14 protein-coding genes and 2 pseudogenes are annotated in these 20,345 nt (G+C 40.6%); 9 read left to right on the top strand and 7 right to left on the bottom strand.

Features of this window, described 5'->3' with window-relative positions; all coding sequences use genetic code 11:
- The first annotated feature begins 297 nt into the window (after positions 1 to 297).
- The 6 genes from M886_RS11585 (at position 298) to M886_RS11560 (ending at position 4,200) form a co-directional block, all read left to right on the top strand.
- Entirely contained in the window at positions 298 to 1,119 is an 822-nt protein-coding gene (locus M886_RS11585) for an IS5-like element ISMma12 family transposase (protein ID WP_048051213.1), read from the top strand.
- Between the two features lie 609 nt (positions 1,120 to 1,728).
- Positions 1,729 to 2,157, top strand: coding sequence for a HEPN domain-containing protein (locus M886_RS11580; protein WP_048051212.1), 429 nt, complete (start codon positions 1,729 to 1,731; stop codon positions 2,155 to 2,157).
- Complete coding sequence (locus tag M886_RS11575) at positions 2,136 to 2,522, top strand: hypothetical protein (RefSeq protein ID WP_048051211.1); 387 nt, start codon at positions 2,136 to 2,138, stop codon at positions 2,520 to 2,522. Before M886_RS11580 ends, M886_RS11575 begins: the two co-directional genes overlap by 22 nt.
- Before the next feature lie 430 nt (positions 2,523 to 2,952).
- On the top strand, positions 2,953 to 3,588 hold the full coding sequence (locus M886_RS11570) for a DUF2157 domain-containing protein (protein ID WP_048051210.1): 636 nt from the start codon (positions 2,953 to 2,955) through the stop codon (positions 3,586 to 3,588).
- Between the two features lie 4 nt (positions 3,589 to 3,592).
- On the top strand, positions 3,593 to 3,778 hold the full coding sequence (locus M886_RS11565) for a hypothetical protein (RefSeq protein WP_015413129.1): 186 nt from the start codon (positions 3,593 to 3,595) through the stop codon (positions 3,776 to 3,778).
- Positions 3,779 to 3,855: 77 nt separating this feature from the next.
- Positions 3,856 to 4,200, top strand: coding sequence for a hypothetical protein (locus M886_RS11560; protein WP_152558028.1), 345 nt, complete (start codon positions 3,856 to 3,858; stop codon positions 4,198 to 4,200).
- Positions 4,201 to 4,410: 210 nt separating this feature from the next.
- Here the strand turns inward: M886_RS11560 and M886_RS11555 are convergent, their stop codons facing one another.
- Positions 4,411 to 5,892 (bottom strand): alpha/beta hydrolase family protein, encoded by a 1,482-nt coding sequence (locus M886_RS11555; RefSeq protein WP_235203941.1) that lies wholly within the window; start codon positions 5,890 to 5,892, stop codon positions 4,411 to 4,413.
- Positions 5,893 to 5,945: 53 nt separating this feature from the next.
- On the opposite strand from M886_RS11555, the gene M886_RS11550 reads away from it, so the two are divergent.
- Together M886_RS11550 and M886_RS11545 are read left to right on the top strand one after the other, a co-directional pair.
- Positions 5,946 to 6,881: a DMT family transporter gene (locus tag M886_RS11550; protein ID WP_048051208.1), complete on the top strand. Its 936-nt coding sequence runs from the start codon at positions 5,946 to 5,948 to the stop codon at positions 6,879 to 6,881.
- Between the two features lie 491 nt (positions 6,882 to 7,372).
- Positions 7,373 to 8,092 carry a type 1 glutamine amidotransferase gene (locus M886_RS11545; RefSeq protein WP_048044668.1) on the top strand — a complete coding sequence of 240 codons (720 nt, stop codon included), beginning with the start codon at positions 7,373 to 7,375 and terminating at the stop codon, positions 8,090 to 8,092.
- A gap of 6 nt (positions 8,093 to 8,098) precedes the next feature.
- On the opposite strand, the gene mprF is transcribed toward M886_RS11545, so the two are convergent.
- The 5 genes and pseudogenes from mprF to M886_RS11520 form a co-directional block, all read right to left on the bottom strand.
- Positions 8,099 to 10,681 carry a bifunctional lysylphosphatidylglycerol flippase/synthetase MprF gene (mprF, locus tag M886_RS11540; protein WP_048044665.1) on the bottom strand — a complete coding sequence of 861 codons (2,583 nt, stop codon included), beginning with the start codon at positions 10,679 to 10,681 and terminating at the stop codon, positions 8,099 to 8,101.
- Positions 10,682 to 11,037: 356 nt separating this feature from the next.
- On the bottom strand, positions 11,038 to 13,029 hold the full coding sequence (locus M886_RS11535) for a lectin like domain-containing protein (protein WP_048051207.1): 1,992 nt from the start codon (positions 13,027 to 13,029) through the stop codon (positions 11,038 to 11,040).
- Positions 13,030 to 13,844: 815 nt separating this feature from the next.
- Positions 13,845 to 15,034 (bottom strand): annotated as a pseudogene (locus M886_RS17855) (ISH3 family transposase).
- 408 nt (positions 15,035 to 15,442) lie between these two features.
- On the bottom strand, positions 15,443 to 16,285 hold the full coding sequence (locus tag M886_RS11525) for a Dph6-related ATP pyrophosphatase (RefSeq protein WP_235203940.1): 843 nt from the start codon (positions 16,283 to 16,285) through the stop codon (positions 15,443 to 15,445).
- Between the two features lie 41 nt (positions 16,286 to 16,326).
- Positions 16,327 to 17,760: pseudogene (locus M886_RS11520) on the bottom strand (IS66-like element ISMma14 family transposase).
- 265 nt (positions 17,761 to 18,025) lie between these two features.
- Between M886_RS11520 and pheT the strand changes: the two are divergent.
- Entirely contained in the window at positions 18,026 to 19,663 is a 1,638-nt protein-coding gene (pheT, locus tag M886_RS11505; protein ID WP_048051205.1) for a phenylalanine--tRNA ligase subunit beta, read from the top strand.
- Positions 19,664 to 19,715: 52 nt separating this feature from the next.
- Here the strand turns inward: pheT and M886_RS11500 are convergent, their stop codons facing one another.
- On the bottom strand, positions 19,716 to 20,342 hold the full coding sequence (locus tag M886_RS11500; RefSeq protein WP_011034719.1) for a restriction endonuclease: 627 nt from the start codon (positions 20,340 to 20,342) through the stop codon (positions 19,716 to 19,718).
- Positions 20,343 to 20,345: the final 3 nt, after the last annotated feature.

The following is a 20,345-nucleotide window of genomic DNA, read 5'->3' as shown; positions in this document are numbered from 1 at the left end:
AATCATATTTAGTCATAATTGTTTATATAATACTTGAAATTTTAGGCATGACAGTTCAATATTACTTTTTCCTGTGATCAACTTTCTAAAATAGGGTAAAATATCTACAACATATCATTGCAGTTCATTGAAAACACTATACTGGAGAGTCTTAGTGTATGAGTTCAACCGTTGATGCTTGGCTCCAATCATGCAATCCCTCTTTCCCTATCTGCAATAATCACATCACTTAAACATATCACGACTAAGAGCCTATCCGAAAAGTAGAATAACTGCGATATTGTGTAATGTTTATTAGTGACACGACGAAAAAACGGGCACGACTACGAGATTTCTGATAAATTGTGGAATAAAATCAAACCTCTACTCCCACTCCCTAAACCTAAAAAGAAGCCTGGAAGACCTAGAAAGGATGATAGGAAAATAATGAGTGGTATTTTTTATGTACTCCTTACAGGTTGCCAATGGAAATTATTGCCACGATTTTATGGAGCCCCAAGTACCGTACATGATCGATTTCAGGAATGGCGAAAATCAGGCTTATTTGAGAAAATGTGGAAAGCTGGTTTATTGGATTATGACAAAAATAAAGGATTAGAATGGGAATGGCAAGCAATTGATGGGGCCATGACAAAAGCACCATTGGGTGGAGCTGGAACAGGAGCTAATCCTACTGACCGTGGTAAAAAAGGTACAAAAAGGAGTCTGTTAACAGATGGTAAAGGTATACCACTTTCGGTAACTGTAGATGGAGCTAATCATCACGATAAAAAGCTTGTAAAAGGAACTCTTGATGCCATTATTTTTCAAAGACCTTCTCTAGATGAGGGAATTCAGAATATCTGTATGGATAAGGGATATGATTTTCCTGATATCAGAGAATTGGTTAAAGAATATGGATATATAGCACATATAAGAAGAAGGGGAGAAGAAAACATAAGAAAAAAAGAGATACCAGGTTACAGAGCAAGAAGGTGGGTTGTGGAAAGGACACATTCCTGGCTCAATAGATTCAGAAGGCTGCTTATTAGATGGGAAAAAAAGATTGAGAATTACTATGCGATGCTTCAGTTAGCATGTGCATGCATAACATTTAGAGCAGCGGGAATTTTCGGATAGGCACTAATTAGTAATGGTAAAAAAAGCAAGGACGATAGGAATAGAAGAGTGGCATAAAATTCTAAATGTGTGATCTTCCAATTAGGAAAAACATCACCAACGCTAAAGAAGAATAATAGAATGACATAACTTAAGCTAACAGAAGACGAAAAGGCTATAAAATTCAAGATATAAACAACACGCCTGATACCATAGTACTCGATAAGAATACGCATCCAAGCACGCGAATTTAAAAGTGCATAATAAATCAGAGCTAAAAACAAGAACAGTAAGAAAAAAGACATTGCTGTACTCTGAAGAGAGCTAACTTGGTCATAGGATAATAACAAACCAAACAAAACTATATACGTCTGAATAAGCCTTTCACGCTTATCAGTTTCCCTATCATCTAGCAAGATAATTTTCGATTGGTATTCAGACATCACCAAACATCCACTATTACTTTTCACTTTCCTATTCGCTGAAAGCTGTTTAATGTTTTGATTTTTTCCGGATCTACAATAATCGTGCTGAGCATCCAAACAGCAGGATTGTAAAGAGTGCTGACCAGTAAAATGAAATACGGAGACTCCGATTATAACATAGATCAAAAATAGGGTAGTATTCGAGATGTTCAAGACAATTCTTAACAGAGATACTTTGCATGATCTAGCGGAGATACGATTAGACGAGGCTAAAATACTGCTCGATAACGAAAAGTATGATGGGGCATATTATTTATCAGGTTATGTAATTGAACTTGCTCTGAAGGCTTGTATCGCAAAACAAGTAAAACAATATGATTTCCCAGACAAGGATGCTGTTAGTGAGAGCTATACACATAAACTGAAAGATTTATTAAAAGCCACTGGACTTGCACAGAAATTCAATACAGCGATTGAAAAAAATAGGCAGCTTGGAGAAAATTGGGCGATAGCCGTAAACTGGTCAGAAGAAAAACGATATACAAAAAACGATAAGCAAACAGCAGAAGCAATGTTTGATGCGATTACTGATAAAAATAATGGAGTATTTACATGGATAAAGCAACACTGGTAAAAGATGATATCTCTGATGGTAAGAAACTGATACAACACTTAGATAATACTGAGTTTAAAGTGAACTCTGCTTTATGGTTTTACGCCACAGATTTAAATGAGTGGAAGCTGGTTTTAGCTTCAGAGTACCTAAAAGCACATGGACTAAAGGAAGCATATAGCTTTGTTCAAAATGAGCTTGAAAAACTCTATCTCACCAATATCTCACTAAATAATATTGCCATCACTGGAGCAAATGATCAATTAATTGAATTGTTAAAGCGCGGGATTGTGACAGGTAGTAAGGATATTTCAGATATAAGGTTCACTCGGAATGTTATAAACGGCGTAATGATCGAGGATGCACTGATCTATAGACTCACATGAAAAGAAGCGTTAGCCCTTTTCATCTCTTTTTCAACAGTTCTGTAAGGCTCAGAGAAATTTTTCAAAGACCAATATAAGTCTGTTATTCTTGTTTTCGTTTGTTTATAATATCGAGTATCGTGACGAAATTTACCAAGCCCTATGTGACCCTACAATAATGAAACCCATTCAAGCGAGCTAGACAAATAGAAAGCTCCTCTCACTCTTTATGTTAGAAAATTGGTGCACATATTTTGATAAATGTTTACAAAAGACAGACTATTTTTCAAGATTTTTCAGACAAAGCTGTAATTTCTGCAACGAACATATTCTGCGTTAAATATATTAAAAAAACACACATGATATTCTTCGAATAACATGCCCAAAAAATGAAAGTACTTGAGAGCACTTTCATGCCAAACGTAAATACAACATACTAATATGTTAAAATATGTTCGATGAAGACCTGCTCCGAAAATGGCTGGATGAAGGCACAATCAACCATGCCCAGGCAGAAAAAATGAGGCTAGACCTTGCCGAGTATAAAAAGGAACACAGGTCAAAAAAGCAGGTCATCGCCTTTTCAACCATAGGGACGATTTTAATAGGAATTGGAGCCATTCTATTTGTCGCATCAAACTGGGAGAAAATAGGGAATAGCATTAAGGTTTTGCTACTTGCTGGAAGCACGATAGGCATACATTACGCTGGTTATCATATTAAATATGAAAACCAGAAATATCCCGGGCTTGGTTCTGCCCTGATTTTGCTCTCAGCCCTCTTTTTTGGAGTCAGCCTCTTCTTAATTGGCCAGATTTACAATATTAATGCCAATAACAGTACCCTTGTCCTGATCTGGCTTATTGGAGTTTTTCCACTCATTTACGGTTACATGTCAACGCCAATAGCAGGACTTTGCTCTCTTCTCTTTTACCTCTGGATTGGCCTTCTTTATTCAGAGAGAACCGATCTTGAGAACCTGATAAGTATGAAAGACCTGTTTCTCATATCAGGAATTGCTGTACATTTTTCCGGGATTCTCCACAGCCTTGCAGAAAAAGCAAAACACGCTGAAAAGACTTTTTAAGTTCATGGGATTACAGGCTGTACTTATTGCTTTATTTGCTTACACCTTCGAAATCTGGCAATATAAAGTAGAGGAAATAATCCCTGTAATTTATGCTATATCAGGAATCCTCTTTCTGGCGGTCCTGCTCTCAAAACCACTACATGAAAAGTCACAGGGAGCTTTCATGCAGACCTGGGCATTTCTATAATCTCACTCCTGATGGCAGGGATAACTCTCACAACAATATATATCCCTGATTTTATCCCCTCCCCGGAAAAATTTTACATGATTCTTTTTAATGTGATCTTTCTGGGTCTTTTGACTCTTCTCCTTTATGCCGGATACAGCACAGAAGATATAGGAACAGTAAGCACTGCAATGTTCTGGTTTATTCTCCTCATTTTTGCGAGATATTTCGACTTCTTCTGGGAACTGCTTCCGAGGTCACTCTTTTTTATGCTCGGCGGCTTTGTCCTGCTGGTCATAAGTATTGTTCTGGAAAGAAAAAGAAGGGAGCTGAAGGTTCAATTTTCCGGAAGAGAAGAAGTTGATGTAAAGGTTGTTGTTGACAGATACGGAAATGCCGTGATAAGGAACTTATTAATCGGCGGGGAAGAGATTGATATTTAAGCTGATTTCAAATTCGTCCAGAACATCTCTATCCAGAATATAGTCCTTTCTGAAAGAGCTTACAAAAACAAAAAAGTAAAGGGAGGAAAGAATCTTCTCTTTCCTTCTGTAGTTACCTTCTATGGTTACCTTCTATGGTTACCTTCTATGGTTACCTTCTATGGTTACCTTCTATGGTTACCTTCTATAGTTACCTTCTATGATTACCTTTTATTGTTTTTCTACAGCAGCGCTGGTCCTCTCCGAAATCCAGTCTCCGATCAATTCCAGAGCTGTCGGTGAAATCGTTTCTTCAATTCTTGCATACTCAGATGGAGATCCTGTTTGAGAGGTCTGGAAAAGGTGATTGAGACCCGGAAGTTCTTTTACCGTATAGTCCTGGTTGCCTCCTGCTTCAAGAGCTTCTTCTATTGCCTGAAGGTTCTCCTCGGGCGGCACCTGGAGGTCTTTTTCACCATTTATTGCGAGTACCGGGCATTTAACTTTCATGAGGGTGGGTCTTGGGTCGTATGTCAGGAAGTTTCGCATCCAGGGTGACAGTAGAGACTGGATCTGGGCATCAAGGTCGGCTTCGGAATAGCCGGCGCTCTGTTTTTCTTCTTCGCTCATATTTGCCATTTCATCCATCATAAGCTTCCGAAGTTTTTCTGCAGCAATTTCATCATTCTGTTCCTCTTTTATCGCAGAGTATATGCTTTTCGTAAGGGCATTATTCCGGGCTATTGTCTCATTGTCCACCCCTTCTGCCCTGGAAATCAGTTCACTTTGAAGGTAGAGGATTTCCTCGCCTGTAATTCCGGGCCCTGCCATCAGTACGATGAATGCAACGTCCCGGGACTCCACTGCTACAATTGGAGCAATTAAACCTCCTTCACTGTGCCCTATCAATCCTATCTGCGCCGGGTCTATCTCTTCGCGGCTTTTTAAATAATCAATACCTGCAAGCACATCTCCTGCGAAATCTTCAGAAGTAGCCTGTGAGAAGTCTCCGGTTGAACCTCCTGTTCCACGGTCATCGACCCGCAGGACAGCGATTCCCCTTCGAGTCAGGTAGTCCGACAGTACAAGGAACGGACGGTGTCCCAGGAGTTCTTCGTCACGGTTTTGCTGGCCGGAACCACTTATAAGGATCACTGCCGGGAAAGGACCTTCAGACCTCGGGAGGGTTAATGTGCCTGCAAGCTTCACTCCTGCTCCTTCATTTTCATAAACCACTTCTTCTTCGTCATAAGGATAGGGTCTTACAGGGTCCTGCTCTCTTCGCGTGTCAGGGGTTTCGTCTATGCGAGAAAGCACAAGCGGGAGAGATATACCTGACTGTTTCCATTCCCCTTCTATTGTCTTTCCGTCCTCTTTGAGTGTACCCTCAAAACTGCCCCTTATGGATTTTACATCAAGGCGGAGTTTACTGTCCTTATAGGTGACAGTTTCTACAGGTATTCCTTTTACTCCCTGGTCAAGACTGTCCATTGTAGCATTAACGGAACCATCAGGGCTGGAAGAAATATTGAATAACAGCCTTACTTCCATTCCGCCCTGAACTTCAAGGGTCCCAAGCCAGAGCCCTTCCACTTCTTTGAGGTCCTGGTTATTATCAGTATTCACTTCAGACTCAGCCGGCTTGGAGACACATCCGGAACAAGCTGCGATAATAAGCAGCAAGAATAGACAGATTACTATTTTAGAATTCATAAAAAGCCTTGCTTCGACAAGATATTTAAATGTATCAGGCTTTTTACTGCCGTATGTTCCAGGTAAAAAAAGGTCCTCATCTGGCAGTCCTTCTCGGTTGTATTCTCTACGGGATGACAGGCTTATTTCTTGCCGGCATTAATAACCTGCCCATAACTTCAATAATATTTTATCGCCTGTTCTTCGGGCTTGCCTTTATCTTTACTTTTCTTCTGGCAACCGGGAGGCTTGGAGAACTTAAACCTGGAAAAAGAAAATTTCGCCTTCTCCTGCAGGGTGTTATTGTCACCGTAAACATGTTCTTTTATTTCCTCTGCGTGAGAGAAACGTGTTTCTCCGTGGCGATCCTGCTTGAATATACTGCCCCGATTTACGTGATGCTGGCTTCACCTTTCGTTTTGAAAGAAAAGGTAGGAAAAGAGAGTATTGCAGCTCTTTTTCTTGCAATTGCGGGTGTTTACCTGGTAATCCGGCCTGAAGGCGGATTTGGAGCCTCTGATTTTTCCGGCAGCCAGTTAACTGGAATTGCATCCGGGCTTTTTGCGGGGCTGCTCCTTGCAGTTATCATTATGAATGTAAGGGTCCTGAAAAGGGATCATTCGGAATTTGCGATTGTTTTCTGGGGTACGGCTGTTAGCTGTATACTTATGCTGCCTTTTGCGTCTGAAACATCCTTTTCTGTACTTGCCCCGAACCTGTCGACTCTGGCTGCTTTCGGGATCGTTTCCGTGGGCATAGGAGGGGTATTAACGACCATCGGGTATGCAAACCTTGAATCTCAAACAGGGAGCCTTCTTGCTTTAATTGAGCCTGTTGCAGGTGTCTTTTTTGATCTGGTCTTCCTTGGAGTTGCTCTCTCAACAGGTACACTTGCAGGTTGTGTTCTTGTGCTTGTCGCGGCTATACTTGTGAGTTTCAATGGCTCTCCAAAACCGGCAATGAATTTTACAAATTTCACGGACCCTGCCGAAGTCACCGAAAAATATTGATTTTTACCGTGAAAAATTACAAGACTTCAAATAAAATTACTGTTATTCCACACTCTCCACACTCTCAGTCTCACATGAAAGAACCAGTAAAAATCCTGACCTGTAAACCATATTAGCCATACCTTTCCTGTCATGCTTAAGAAGTAAAACAGCCTGTCTCAAAACAAAAAGAGCCAGAATGCCAGCAAATAAGATGCAAAAATTCTTCGAGTCTCAAAAAATCCGGTCTGATCATTCTTGAAAATACCAATCTCAATTTTATTTACCAATCTCAAATCTATTTACCAATCCCAATTCAATTTCAACCATTTTAAGCCCTCTTTCACGAGGTTATTTCTCAATCCTGGCAGAGCCGCAGAAAGTTGCCGGAAGAGTTCCATATTTATTTGTGGTTCAAAAAACGCTTCTTTTTCAGGGATGTAGTTTCTTCCGCCCGAAAATAGTAATGGAAAAGTCTAAAAGTATGTTCTTCAAAGTAAATTTGACCTCTTATGAAAATCCATGCCCTGCAGCATTCCGCTCTTAACACACTCGGTAGCATAGAAGAATATATCAGAACCAGAAATCATTCTCTTGAGTCAACCCGTTTTTACAAAACAACGAATCCTCCAGCCCCTGGTTCTTTTGATCTCCTCATTATTATGGGCGGTCCCATGGGAATTTACGACTATGAAGAAAACCCCTGGTTAAGAGATGAAAAAGCCTTTATCAAACAGGCAATTGGTGCAGGAAAACCGGTCCTTGGGATCTGCCTTGGAGCTCAACTGCTTGCCGATGTGCTTGGGGCTCGTGTATACGAAAACCGGCACAGGGAAATGGGCTGGTTCCCTGTAAGGGCGATAGCAGCAGAAAGTAAACCAGAAATTCTCAAAGGGCTGCCTGAAGAAATTAGGGTTTTTCACTGGCACTCCCGGACCTTTGATACTCCAGCCGGAGCTGTACATCTCTTCCGGAGCGAGGGGTGCAAAAATCAGGGATTTATTTACGGAGGCAGGGTTGTAGCTCTCCAGTTTCATCCTGAAGCTACGGATGAGAGGATCAGAAGCATGATAGGACGGTTCGGGCTTGAAATTGGGGACGGGCTTTATATCCAGAAAAAAGAGGAAATGCTCGGACAGGAGAGATATCTGGCTGAAACGAAAGAGTTCATGTTCAAGCTGCTCGACATGTTTGAAAAAATGGTTCATTCCAGCATGCCTGAAGATATTTAAACATCCTTAAAAGAGGTCTTTAAAAGGATCTTTCACCCCTGAGATAAGGGTTGCAATATCTTTCAGTGCCAGGCTTTTCTTAAATCCTGTAGGGAGAGCGATATATTTCGGGCTCCAGACCGGGTTGAACTTTTCCTTAAAGTCCCGCAGGCCCTTGTAGTTATAAATGTAGTCGCCGTTGGCAAAGATCAGAGACCCCACTTTATGCCAGAGTGGAGCAAACTGCCTCTTTTCAAGACCTGAAAGAGGAGCCATCCCGAGGGAGAATCGTCCGTACCCGTTTTCTTTTCCCCAGAGCATCAGTTTGATAAAAAGATATTCCATAGTCCTGTCAGGGGCAGTTGAGCCGTAGCGCATAAGGTCGACACTGAGTTCTTCTTTATTTCCTCCTGCCCATACGTTTGCAAAGGCAACTATTTCTTCATCATTTCTTACAAGTGCGAGAGGAAAATTGCTCAGGTACTTCTCACCAAAAAAGCCCACTGAGAACCTCATCTCTTTTCCGGTTTTTATTTCCAGCCAGGCATCCGAAACTTTTTTGAGCTCGGGGATCAGGGCGGGTACTTCTTCTGAGGGTATGATTTCAAACCTGTAACCCTTTTTTTCTACATTTCTCACTGTATAGCGGAAATCTTTGCCTGCACTGCCTTCCAGGGTAAATGATTCGAGAGGAACTTTAGCTTCCTCACCGATTTTGACGAGCGTCAGGCCGAGATCGAGATAAACCGGAATATATTTTTCGCTAACTTCATAAAAAACAGCCCTTCCCTGGTGCAGTTTGCTCATTTCATAGAAGTCCCAGATAAGTTCTTTTATCTGGTCCCTCTCTCCTACAGGATCTCCCATTGCAATCCAGCTTTTTCCCGAGATTCCGTACATTAAGAAAGCTTTTTTTCTGTCGTCAAAAAGCAGGTATTTGTCTCCTGTAAATGCCAGGTTCCCCCAGGTTTCCTGACTGCATCTTTCAATTTCTTTTGCAAGCTCAAGCTCTTCATTTCCGGGGAGATGGATGTCTTTTGAAAAGGGGCTGAGCATCTTTGTGGTCCCGAGGACGAGCAGGATAAAGAAAACTCCTACCAGTGCCCTTAAAAAGCTTGAAGCCTGGGAATTAACCCCAAATTGCCACCAGAGTTCGTTCGAATATTCCACATTCCTGTATGAAAAAAACCCGAGCCAGACAAAGCTCACTAGCACCAGAATTATTGCAATTATGTTTTCCCTGCTGAAGGACTGGTGCAGGAGCGAGGATTTCCTGTAAAAGTGTTTCCTTGAGGGAAGAAGAAGAATAAACATCGTAAGAAGCACTGCAGCTTCGTGAACATCAAAGTCCTTAAGAAGGGCAAAGATTCCTCCGAGGAAAAGAACTATGAGAGAGAGCACATAAGCTCCATCGATCCTTTTCCAGAGCCCGTTTGCCAGAAGCAGGAGCAGTACACCTATTATGCTCCCAAACATCCTTGAAGCCTCTATGAGTGGCAAAGGCACGAAGTACACGATTTTGTCCAGTGATCTGGGGTCTGAAGGCAGTGCTCCGGAAAAAAGGAGAGAAATTCCTCCCAAAAAAATCAGAATAGAAAAGACCTGAGGAGTTATTTCCAGCAGGCTGGAATATGTTACCTTTCCAGCTTTCTTAAGGAACTCTTTTTTCGATTCAAATTCGTGAAATATGAGGGTCAAAAAACCCAGGAGGAACGGGACAAAATAATATATGAGCCTGAAGACTACTAGAGCTCCTATAATGTCCACTGTCCCAAAATAAGGATCCAGCAGAAACAGCATGATTGTTTCGAAAACAACAAGCCCGCCAGGGACGGTGCTTATCAGTCCTATCAGCTGTGCCAGTGCAAAGAAAACAAGCACATGCAGCAGAGTGATCTGCGGATTTGCGGGCAGAAGCAAATAAATAATGCTCCCGGGAAGCAGGTAGTCCCCGGAGGACAACCCGAGCTGCATTAAGGCAATTTTCGGCTCAGGGATCCTTATTTTATACCCCTTTAGCTCCAGTTCGTGCTTTTTGAATGAGAGATAAAAATAAGCAGCAAGAAGCAGCAATAACAGGATTCCGGCAAGATTTAAGGGGACCGGGAACTCAGGCGCATATTCCGACAATTTCAAAGGATAAAATGTGAAAAGCAAGCCTGTAATAAAGAAAAACCCGATCCAGAAGGTGGAGATGCAAAAAATTATGATTTCCCATATCTGAGCAAGGCTTAAACCATACCCAGAATATAACCTGTAGCGAAGTGAGCCTCCTGTCAGGAAATTAAAACCGGCGGTGTAGCTGATGGACGTGCTGATAAATGAAGTCCTTGCTACCTGCTTATAAGGCAGGGTACGGTTGATATGGCGAGATGCAAGATAGTCGTAACCGGTTAATGCAGCATAACTTAAAAAAGTCAGTAGGATAGCAATACCTATCTGGCTTAAAGGGACACTGGCAATACTTTTCAGGATATAGCTCAGGCCCAGCTGTTCCATCTGCTTATCCAGGGTCCATAAAGCCAGGGCAAATATGATAGCTGGTAAAAGATAACTGACAAGCCTCTTTACTTTAAGGGCTTTTTCCTGTGTACTACCGTTTTCTTTCATCAGGATCGAGTATCCTTTTGCGTTATAAGCTCAGATTAGTGTAGAGTTAATAAAGTAGTTGAGTTACGAATCAAGGTTCAGAAACAAAAATTCACGGTGTTGATTTTACTCTTTTAAAGTAAATATATTTTTTGTCAGTTTTAAAAGAATTCGTGTGATGTTATTTAAATAATAAAAAAGAAATTTGCCTGAAATAAAAACGTCGGTCATATATCAGGCATCCAATATTTGAAAGTCTGCTCCAATCCGATTCATATTTTTTTAGCTTAAAATTTCCATTTTTAGCTTAAAATTTCCATTTTTAGCTTAAAATTTCCATTTTTAGCTTAAAGTTTTCATTTTTTAATTTAAAGCTTTCATTTTTTGCTGACTGTAATATATTTGCGTTTTGTTTCCGTGTCCGTTCCATTGATGTTGTTCACGATTAAGCTGACAGTGTATTTCCCGGCTGTACTGTATGTGTGGGCCACTGCAGGAGCTGTCGAATATGTGCCGTCCCCAAAGTCCCAGATCCTTTCAGTTGCGTTTTCCGATATGTCGGTAAACTTTACAGAAAGGGGGGCAAGACCCTGAGTAACATCACTGTAGAACCTGGCTACAGGAGGAAATGGCTTTTCTAAAACATTTATCGTACCCATTTTTGAATTCGTGCCGTTTTCACTGATTGCCGTAAGGTTAACGGTATAGCTTCCTGGAGCTGAAAACAGGTGAATCGGATTTGCTTCTACGGAATCTATATTTCCGTCGTTTTCAAAGTCCCATGTCCTGTCTGTTGAGTGTCCAGATAGGTCTCTGAATTGTACAGAAAGGGGAGCATAACCCTCCGTAATATTGCTGCTGAAGTTTGCAATGGGGAGCAGAACAGAGTTAGTAAAAGCCTTGATGCATACGTTTGAATTTGCATAGGATGTATTGACATCTGTCCAGGTTGACCCGCTACTACTTATGAAGCTCTCTCCCGTATTCGCTCTTGCTTTACTGCTCCAGTTATCTTTAGGCTTTTCAAGGGGAATCAGATACCTGTAGGAGGGATTTGTGAGTTTTATAACGACTGAGAATTTCTGGCCTGCTATAAGTCGAACTTCGGAATCAAGGGGTATTGTGTGGTAGCCTGCGGTTAAGCATGTCCCATTCTTGGAAAGAACAGGACCTGCCGGATTTATTGGGCCCGAGACCGGATCTGTGTAAATATAAATTTCATAGTTGCAGTTTGAATCCGTGGTATAGAAACTTACGGCTTTAAGTACCTCATCGGATTTTGCGGTAAAAACATTTGAGACCCATGCTAAGGGTTTACTGTATCCCATGCTGGAGACCCACCCAAAGGGGTCATACTGGTAGATGTATTCATAATTCTCCGGATTCTCAGCAGTAAAGACAGAACTTCCATTACCCGCCTTTGAATCATAATAAGATACATAAAAATACCCTTTGTCGCCCCATTCCGGTCCCCAGCTATTTTTCATAATAAATGCACCATTTCCCGGAGGAACTTTTGAAAAATTATTTCTGTCGTAGGAGTCATCCCATCCCACGATGGCCACTGCATGGTTAGGTTCTGAAGTCCCATTAAAGTAATAACTGTAGTATTCGGGAGAGTAAAAAGTATTATTATAATGCATTGTGGTATATACTGCTCCGTAATTCTGCACCGCCCATTTTATTGCTTCATTATCGAGGGGGTCTGCTCTGTCCGGAATAAAAATAACATCCTGGACATGTTTTTTTATAGGCAGGTCTGCCGGAGAAACGCCTGAAAAAGTTGAATAAGGATCATCGCTCTCCTTTACAGGTCCGCTCCAGCGGGCAAGGTAGGCTGCTGCTTGAATCCTGTTTCCTCCATCATTGGGGTCGCGGTCAAATCCTTCCTGATACGCAGAAGAGAGAAGGTTTTTCATGTTATTTTCCGAAAAATCCCAGTCCTCTCCAGGCTTTAAGTATGATTCCAGAGATGAGTAACTTGCAAAAGCCCAGCATGTCCCCGCAGTACCCTGGTCTTTCACACTGGTCAGTCTGTTAAGAGCCCTCAGATCATAATAAGCCGGAGCAGACGCCGCTTTCGGGACAGAAATATCGCTGATGTAAGAAAGCTCAATGGGTGAAGGTACAAGACCGATTTGATGTCCATCCAGGAAAGGGTCAGGTTCGGGGGAAATATCGCTTTCCTGGTATTCTTCAAATTCAGGGTTTTTCGGCGCGAGTTCAGGGATTGAAGAATCAGCCCCAAACGCTGTCAATGAACCAAGAATCAGAAGTAAAAATATCAATCCGCTGAAGATTGTAACTCTTTTTTTCTTGCTATTGTTATATTTTGTATTGATTTCTTGAATTCTGTTTCTTCCTTTCATGTGCATCTCCTTTCTAACTTTATAAAATGTTTTGAATATATATTAAAGAAATTACAAAAGTTTGCTCTTGAAGCATGTATATTCATCGAGCTGGTCCCAAAACTCAGTATAAGTCTCGGAATTTCAAATTCCTGATAACAGATTGATTGTATGCTGCTGGCAAAAAATTGTGAAGCTCCTGCCTATTGAGAATCAGATTGATTTTGAGATGAGCTCATCCATAGTTACAATTTGAAAAATATTGGGCCATTTACGCCTAACATTTGAAGAAAAAGTCAAGTTTTGATGCTGAAAAAGCATACATATTAAAAAAATCAGTAACCTATATATTGTTTTTGCTCTTATATTATTTTTTAATAGTTTTATTTATATTTTAATATATAAAGTTTTCATAATTTTTTAAAAAAGAATCTATAATCATAAATCTATAATCGTAATATACTGTTCCAACAATAAGATTATTTTTATAAATGTATGGTAGATTACATCAATATCACAAAAGACGTGATTGCTAAAAAATAATACATGCGTCATCGGTTAAGCGTTAGAAAATCACTCCCGTATGTGTTTTTATATTAATACCCTAAATATTAGTTTATCTATGTCTCCAGTAGTTCTGATTAGACTTACTTCCGAATGACAAAAACATATTGATTTTACTTTTTACCCACTCATTTTCAAAATATTTTATATTGCTGATTAGAGTTTAAAATTCTTAAGCGATAATTCCCACTAACATTTCTCAAAAAATAATTTTTTATCGAGTATTTTTATAGCATAAGCTATTAATTTAACAATTTTTTATTCAATGCAAGTTATATTGTAGTTAATCGAGTGCGTAGCGCTCGATTTCTTTCTTCATTAAACCATCTCAAATATTCCAGTAACACCTTAACCGAAATAAAATTCAGAGACTTTAGCCCATATCTAACAGCTTTGTTTATGTCTTCATTTATTAATGATTTTAGCTCATAAGCTGTAATTTCGACAACTGACTTTAACATATTTAGAACATTGTACATGATGCATTGAATAACAAAGAATAATACTCTTGCTACTGGAGATTTTGTACATGTTCGTATCTTGAAGTCGTTTTTCACTCTATAGCCAGTTTCTATGTTCCATCTTTTTCTGTATTCTTCAGGAATTGTCTTTTCAAATTTTTCAGTTGATTCTGCCTCTTTGTTTGTAGCAAACAGGATGTACCTTTCCTTTTTATCATCATATATTGCCACAATATTGAAGGAAGACCCTCCTCGCTTAAATTGATATTCAAAAATAGTTGAAGTATTTCCCCACGCTTTTTGATGATTTTTAAGTTCTCTGTTGATAACCTGATTTGATTTAGCTGCTATAACAAAATTGACTTTAAGTTCGTCTAATTATGAAATCACAGCTCTGTTACAAAATTCTTTGTCAAGGTATGCTGTCCCTGTTTTTACACCTATTGTCTTAAGTCTTTCGAATAAGATTCAATGAATAGAGAATAATTCTTGTTCAAACTATTAATGTCGATTACGTCAAGTGTCAAGTGAGAAGTTCCAATTATATCCAGGGTACAGAACGATTTACCCCACGAACTGCCATTCTTTGGTTTTATTCCCCTAATTCCGGGAGTATTTTTGTCTCCATAAAATGGAACGTCATGAAAATCAATAGCTATGTCATGAACAGTGTTTTCAAGTTTCATCATCTTGAAAATCTTAAAATTCATTTTTCTGAAAGCGGAAAGAGCATCTTCAATATTATTGTCTCTAATGTAATTGAAAATAGTATCTGCTGAGGGGATTCTTAAGTCCGGATTTTTGGTTTTGAGGTCATTACTTGCAGATTCAAGAGAGTTGGTAGAAGATGTTGAGGCATGTAACAACACGTTTAGAATGTCCTGACATTCATAATTTGCAGATTCTGGCAAAGTTATTATATCATGTTTGCGAAACAATTCAGAGGATACCGCCAGCAAGCTGGCTGTATCTATGGCCATGGAGTCGTTTTTGGTTTGCATCACAAACGAATTCCATGGTTCATTAGATCTTTTTTTCGGTAGATAACAAATATTTGATGGCTGTCAAATTCAGCATTCGGAACTTGGGTTATTCGGAACTACTGGGTTTATACCTATATATAATAGTTAAAATTTTTTAATACAGATGAAATACAAAATGGTAGAAGTATATCCTTAATTAATTTACAGTCGCACCCTTCGCGGGTGTGTGGATTGAAATCTTGATACAGTAGTTGCAACTGCTAAAAATGAAAAGTCGCACCCTTCGCGGGTGTGTGGATTGAATAGTGTTGGGGAACGGGTAAAAAACGCTGAAAATTTGCTGTTGGAGGCAACATAACACGAGCAAAAAATAATCAGCTCCGGAATAAAACTGGCACGAGTAAAATAAAAACCGAAAATTCAGGCTTATTTTTTCTCAGCCCCGAACTTTGAAATCTCCAGGAACCAGTAGCCTCCCCTCAGGACCATTTCACTCTCCGACACATTTATTTTGTTTTTGAACAGCGGACAGTTAGTGACAAAGGTATGGAACTCCCCGTTTTCACCACATGGATCGATTGAAGGATTGTGCTTTTTCAGGTCGCATATGAAATTTTCATCGATCTTTCTGCCAAGCCACTCTTTTCCCAGCAAATCGGCTTTGACGCTGAGCAGGATCACCTCAAACCCCAAACCTGTGAGGTCATTTATGATCTGTCCGGAACTCCTCTGCCAGAGCGGCATTATTAACTCGAGCCCCAGTTCCCTGCATATCCTATCTACAAGGTTTTTGTGCGTCTCTATATGCCCAAAAACCGCCCCGTCTATTATCTCCCCGCTGTCCCTTAACTCACGGACCGCTTTTTTGAATTCCTGTTCATATGAAATAAAGTCCTTATGGATAAGGGGAATCCCGAGAGCTTCAGCCTGTGCATAAAGAAGAGCAGGATTGATGTCATGGGAGCCGCGCCTCTGGATTTCTCTGAAATTCAGGAGGTGGGTCACCTCAAAACCTTCCAAGATTGCCCCATAACACGCGAGGCAACCGTCCTTACCTCCGGTCCAGGAAACAACCACCCTTCCTTTATCGACCTTTTTTTCATCGATTTTTTCTTTATCGATTTTTTCTTTATCGACATCTTCTTCATCAAGATTTCCCTTATCAATATTTCCTTTATCCACCTTTCCTTTATCGATCTTGCAGTTATCACTTTTATCGTCATCTTTTTTGATTCCATCACTCCTGATTAAAACGGGCTCTGTGTTCATCTCCTGTACACATGCACAATTTGAAAAAAAAGAGTAACTGCTCAGAGTATAGTTAACGGCGCTCCTATGAGCGCCGCACGAATACCCTCTAAAACAGGTAAACCGTTCTTTTTTCCTGTAGAAATGTACGCCCTAATTCTGCAGAAAGCTTGCGCTCCCATTGCTTTTCTGAAAGTTCCCGATATTTTCTGCTGTAGTTTCATCATCCTGATATCTCTTTCTGCCTGATTATTATCAAATGGAACTTTCAAATCTGTCAGGAATCTCAGAATCTTTTCTTTGTGTTCTATAAACCTATCCAGCAGATTCCTTGATTTTGTTTTTGGATTTTTACCGCGTTTTCCCTGTTTTTCAGGATTTAGAGAATGCGGATTTTCTTCAAGCGCTCTAATGATAATTGCATCAAACCTTTCTTCCAATGCTTTAATTTGCTCAAAATCAGGTTCTCTTAATTGCTCTTTACACTCATCAGTGTATTTCTTCATCTCAGTGAGCAGTTCATTCATCTCTTTAGCCCATGTCTGTTTATAGTTCTCTTCAATTCCTGTAAGTTCTCTCTGTAAATGAGCGTTACACAGAGCATGATCACAATCATAAACGTTGTAAGGTTTCCATCCATCATGAACTGCTACTCCCTTAAACTTCGGAAGAATTCCCATAGCATCTATTGCTTCTGCTCCTCTTTTTGTATGAGCAAAATAACATGTGTATTTTTCATTAGAAGCTACATGAAGCCAGTGTCTTTTTCCTTCAATCTTCATACCAGTTTCATCAAAATTGATTACAGGCGAGGCTAATAACTTCTCTCTAATAACGTTTTCAAATTCCTCTAAATTCTGGAAACATTCTCTTTCTGCTCTAATTATCGTAGCAGGACAGATTTTTATTCCCATAATGTCTTCAAATAACTCAGAAATTCTATCATAAGGAACAAACTGGTAATTTTTACAGTAAATAGCTGAAGCTAAAATATTAGGGCCATACTGAACCGGATATTTCACTGATTCGGGAAAAACGGCTTTATTCAACTTTCCACAACAAGGACAGGTTTTAATCTGACTTTTATGTTCTGTAACAATTAGATTTACGGGAGGAATGTCAAAGACCTGTCTTCTCTCATAAGCTTCAACTTCAACATTCTCAAGGGTAGATCCGCATTCTTTGCAGCAGGTCAAAGAATGTTCTATTACCTACTCAGGATGATCAACCATATCAAGAGTCGTGCCTGGATGACCTTCCTGACCTCCAGGTTTCTTCCCGCTTGGTTTACGCAGACTCTTGGGATTAGGTTTCTCTTTGACAAAATAATCAGTAGAAGGAGGTCGACTGCTGTTACGACTGTTTTGATTTAAACGAGATTCTAAGGCTACAAGTCTTTCAGTGAGTTCTTTAACTTGAGATTCTAAACTCTCAATGTAAGCTACAATAATTTCAGGATTTGAAGCACAGTAAGAAAGAATCTCATCACGTTTCATAAAGCTAAAAAGGAATCATTTTATATCCAATTTTTCCTCGGAACGAGGAAAAATGTGTAGCCTCGTTAAGGCTACCTGAATAGTTACAAAAAAGATTTTGTTTTTTACCGGCTCTCTGCCAGAATGTCCCTCAAAAAAGCCATATAATATTAAGAGATACTGTTTACTCTGAAACTTTTCTAACAATCCCCTAACAAAAGCATTAAATCTAAAGTAGATTATTTTTGGGGTTAAGTTAGCCAGCAACAGATGAGATGAAATCCCTATGCCAGTAATCACCTTGCATTATGAAGACCTCGAGAAACTCACGGGAACAGACAAGGAAACCATCATAAAAAGAGTGCCCATGATAGGTGCCGATATTGAAAGGGTTGAAGACGAATACGTTGACATCGAGTTCTTCCCTGACAGGCCTGACCTCTACAGTGTGGAAGGGGCAGCCAGGGCAATGCGGGGTTTTCTGGACCTTGAGACCGGGCTTCCCGAATACGAGATAAAGCCCTATAAGGTGTCCATATCCGTAAGTGAGGATATCCTGAAAATCAGGCCTTTCCTTGGGTGCGCGGTCGTAAGGGGAGTAAAGTTCACTTCCTCTTCCATAAAGTCCCTTATGGACCTTCAGGAAGACCTTCACTGGGGCCTCGGTAGAAACAGGAAAAAAGTTTCTATAGGAGTCCACGACCTCAAAAATGTGAAGCCGCCTTTCAGGTATATGGCAGTGAACCCGGGATTCGAGTTCGTGCCTCTTGACTACACGGAAAAGATGAGCATGACAGAAATCCTTGAAAAACATCCCAAAGGCACAAGGTTTGCCCATCTCGTTAGCGGTTTTGAAAAATACCCGATCATCCTGGACGCAGACGACAATGTGTTGTCCTTCCCTCCAATTATCAACGGCACGCTCACATCTGTGACCGAAGAGACAACAGACCTTTTCATTGACGTTACAGGGCTTGGGGAAGCTGTGTATACGGCTTTAAACATCGTTGTCACAGCCCTTGCCGAAAGAGGCGGAGAAATTGAGTTTGTAAGGGTAATCCGCCCCGGAGGCGAAGAGCTTGTCCTTCCTGACCTTGAGCCAGAAGAAAGGCTGCTTACAACAGGCGAGGTAAAGTCCCTGATAGGCATGGAACTCCCGGTTGAAGAGATAGTAAAACAGCTTGAAAGGATGCGCTTTGGGGCATGCGCCCTGAATAAGGAAACTGTTGAGGTAAAGGTTCCGGCTTACAGGGCAGATATCCTGCACAATTATGACCTTGTGGAGGACATCGCCAAAGGCTATGGTTACGAGAATATCAAGGTAAAGATCCCTGAGACCTATACCGCGGGCAAGTCCCACTCGATTTCCCTTATGCGGGCACCGGTAAACGAAATAATGGTCGGGCTCGGTTATTATGAGGTTATGCCCTTCACGCTTACCAGCGAAAAGGTCAACTTTGAAAATATGTGCAGGGAAAAGACTGATGATGTTACCTACGTGCTTCACCCGATAAGCGAAGACCAGACCATGCTCAGGACAACCGTGCTCCCCAACCTCCTCGAAATCCTTGCCTTAAACCAGCACAGGGAACTTCCACAGAAGATATTTGAGTTCGGAGAGGTGGTAAGCAATGAAAAAACAGGTCAGCACGTTGCTGCGGTCTCCATCCACCCACAGGCAAACTTCACCGAAGTATATGAGGTAGTTGACGCCTTTATGAGGGAGATGATGCTCTCTTATGAAGTAAAAGAGTCAAAAGACCCCGCATTCCTTGAAGGCAGGCGGGCAGATGTTTACGTCAACGGTAAAAAGCTTGGAGTTTTCGGAGAATTACAGCCTGAGGTAATAAGCAAGTTTTCACTCGGGTATGCCGTTGTAGGATTCGAACTTGACCTGAATGACCTCATAGGTAAAAATATTTAATTCTGGTTAAGAAGAGGTTTTTTCCTCTCCTTTACTTAATTTTTCCTTTCCTTCAATTCTCTTCCAATATTTTTTCCATTTCCTCTGCAATTCTCCTGATTTCGGATATTTCTTCGGTTTCAGCCAGCCTGCTGGTAAGCTCAAGCAATTTCTCCCTGGTCAAGTTAAGGTCTTCAAGAGCTAAGAAAAGCTCCTGTGTAATGGTTTCCAGGCTTTTTACTTCAACAAGTTCGGAAAGTTTTTGAAAGTCTGTATTTATAAGGGAAAGGGCTTCAGGAGAATTAAGGTCAACATCATATTCTTCTTCAAATTCTCCTTTGGAGATTGTTTTAAGCCACCTTACTTTTCTGGTATGGCTGATAAAATCGCTGAGCTGGCGGTATTCGTAATCTCCGGTGACCTTTCCGATAAGCACTTCGTTTCTGGTCTTTAGCGGGACTGCAACGAGGTCACCTTTTTTGATATTTGTAATGAAAAAGAAGATTTCCCCTGCCCATTTATCAGAAAGCTTACCCTTCATGCCGGGATATTTCTCAATTATGACCTTTTCTACCTGTTCTTTCTCTTTAATGCCGGATAAATCCGGAAATTCCGCCCCCCCGATGGTAATCACGCTGTTCTCAAGGATTATCTCTTCGTCTTCCAGAGTGCCTGCGGCTTTGAGCAACCAGAACTTCATAAC

The sequence above is a fragment of the Methanosarcina soligelidi genome, assembly GCF_000744315.1.
Lineage (GTDB): Archaea > Halobacteriota > Methanosarcinia > Methanosarcinales > Methanosarcinaceae > Methanosarcina > Methanosarcina mazei.
The sequence above is the reverse complement of the archived record's forward strand: the minus strand, read 5'-3'. Positions and strand labels throughout refer to the sequence as shown.

Bases quoted from the DNA above. Each gene is read 5' to 3' on its own strand.
- M886_RS11580 (WP_048051212.1), top strand. From the start codon at position 1,729: ATGTTCAAGACAATTCTTAACAGAGATACTTTGCATGATCTAGCGGAG.
- M886_RS11575 (WP_048051211.1), top strand. From the start codon at position 2,136: ATGGATAAAGCAACACTGGTAAAAGATGATATCTCTGATGGTAAGAAA.
- M886_RS11570 (WP_048051210.1), top strand. From the start codon at position 2,953: ATGTTCGATGAAGACCTGCTCCGAAAATGGCTGGATGAAGGCACAATC.
- M886_RS11565 (WP_015413129.1), top strand. From the start codon at position 3,593: ATGGGATTACAGGCTGTACTTATTGCTTTATTTGCTTACACCTTCGAA.
- M886_RS11560 (WP_152558028.1), top strand. From the start codon at position 3,856: ATGATTCTTTTTAATGTGATCTTTCTGGGTCTTTTGACTCTTCTCCTT.
- M886_RS11555 (WP_235203941.1), bottom strand. From the start codon at position 5,892: ATGAATTCTAAAATAGTAATCTGTCTATTCTTGCTGCTTATTATCGCA.
- M886_RS11550 (WP_048051208.1), top strand. From the start codon at position 5,946: ATGTTCCAGGTAAAAAAAGGTCCTCATCTGGCAGTCCTTCTCGGTTGT.
- M886_RS11545 (WP_048044668.1), top strand. From the start codon at position 7,373: ATGAAAATCCATGCCCTGCAGCATTCCGCTCTTAACACACTCGGTAGC.
- mprF (WP_048044665.1), bottom strand. From the start codon at position 10,681: ATGAAAGAAAACGGTAGTACACAGGAAAAAGCCCTTAAAGTAAAGAGG.
- M886_RS11535 (WP_048051207.1), bottom strand. From the start codon at position 13,029: ATGAAAGGAAGAAACAGAATTCAAGAAATCAATACAAAATATAACAAT.
- M886_RS11525 (WP_235203940.1), bottom strand. From the start codon at position 16,285: ATGAACACAGAGCCCGTTTTAATCAGGAGTGATGGAATCAAAAAAGAT.
- pheT (WP_048051205.1), top strand. From the start codon at position 18,026: ATGCCAGTAATCACCTTGCATTATGAAGACCTCGAGAAACTCACGGGA.
- M886_RS11500 (WP_011034719.1), bottom strand. From the start codon at position 20,342: ATGAAGTTCTGGTTGCTCAAAGCCGCAGGCACTCTGGAAGACGAAGAG.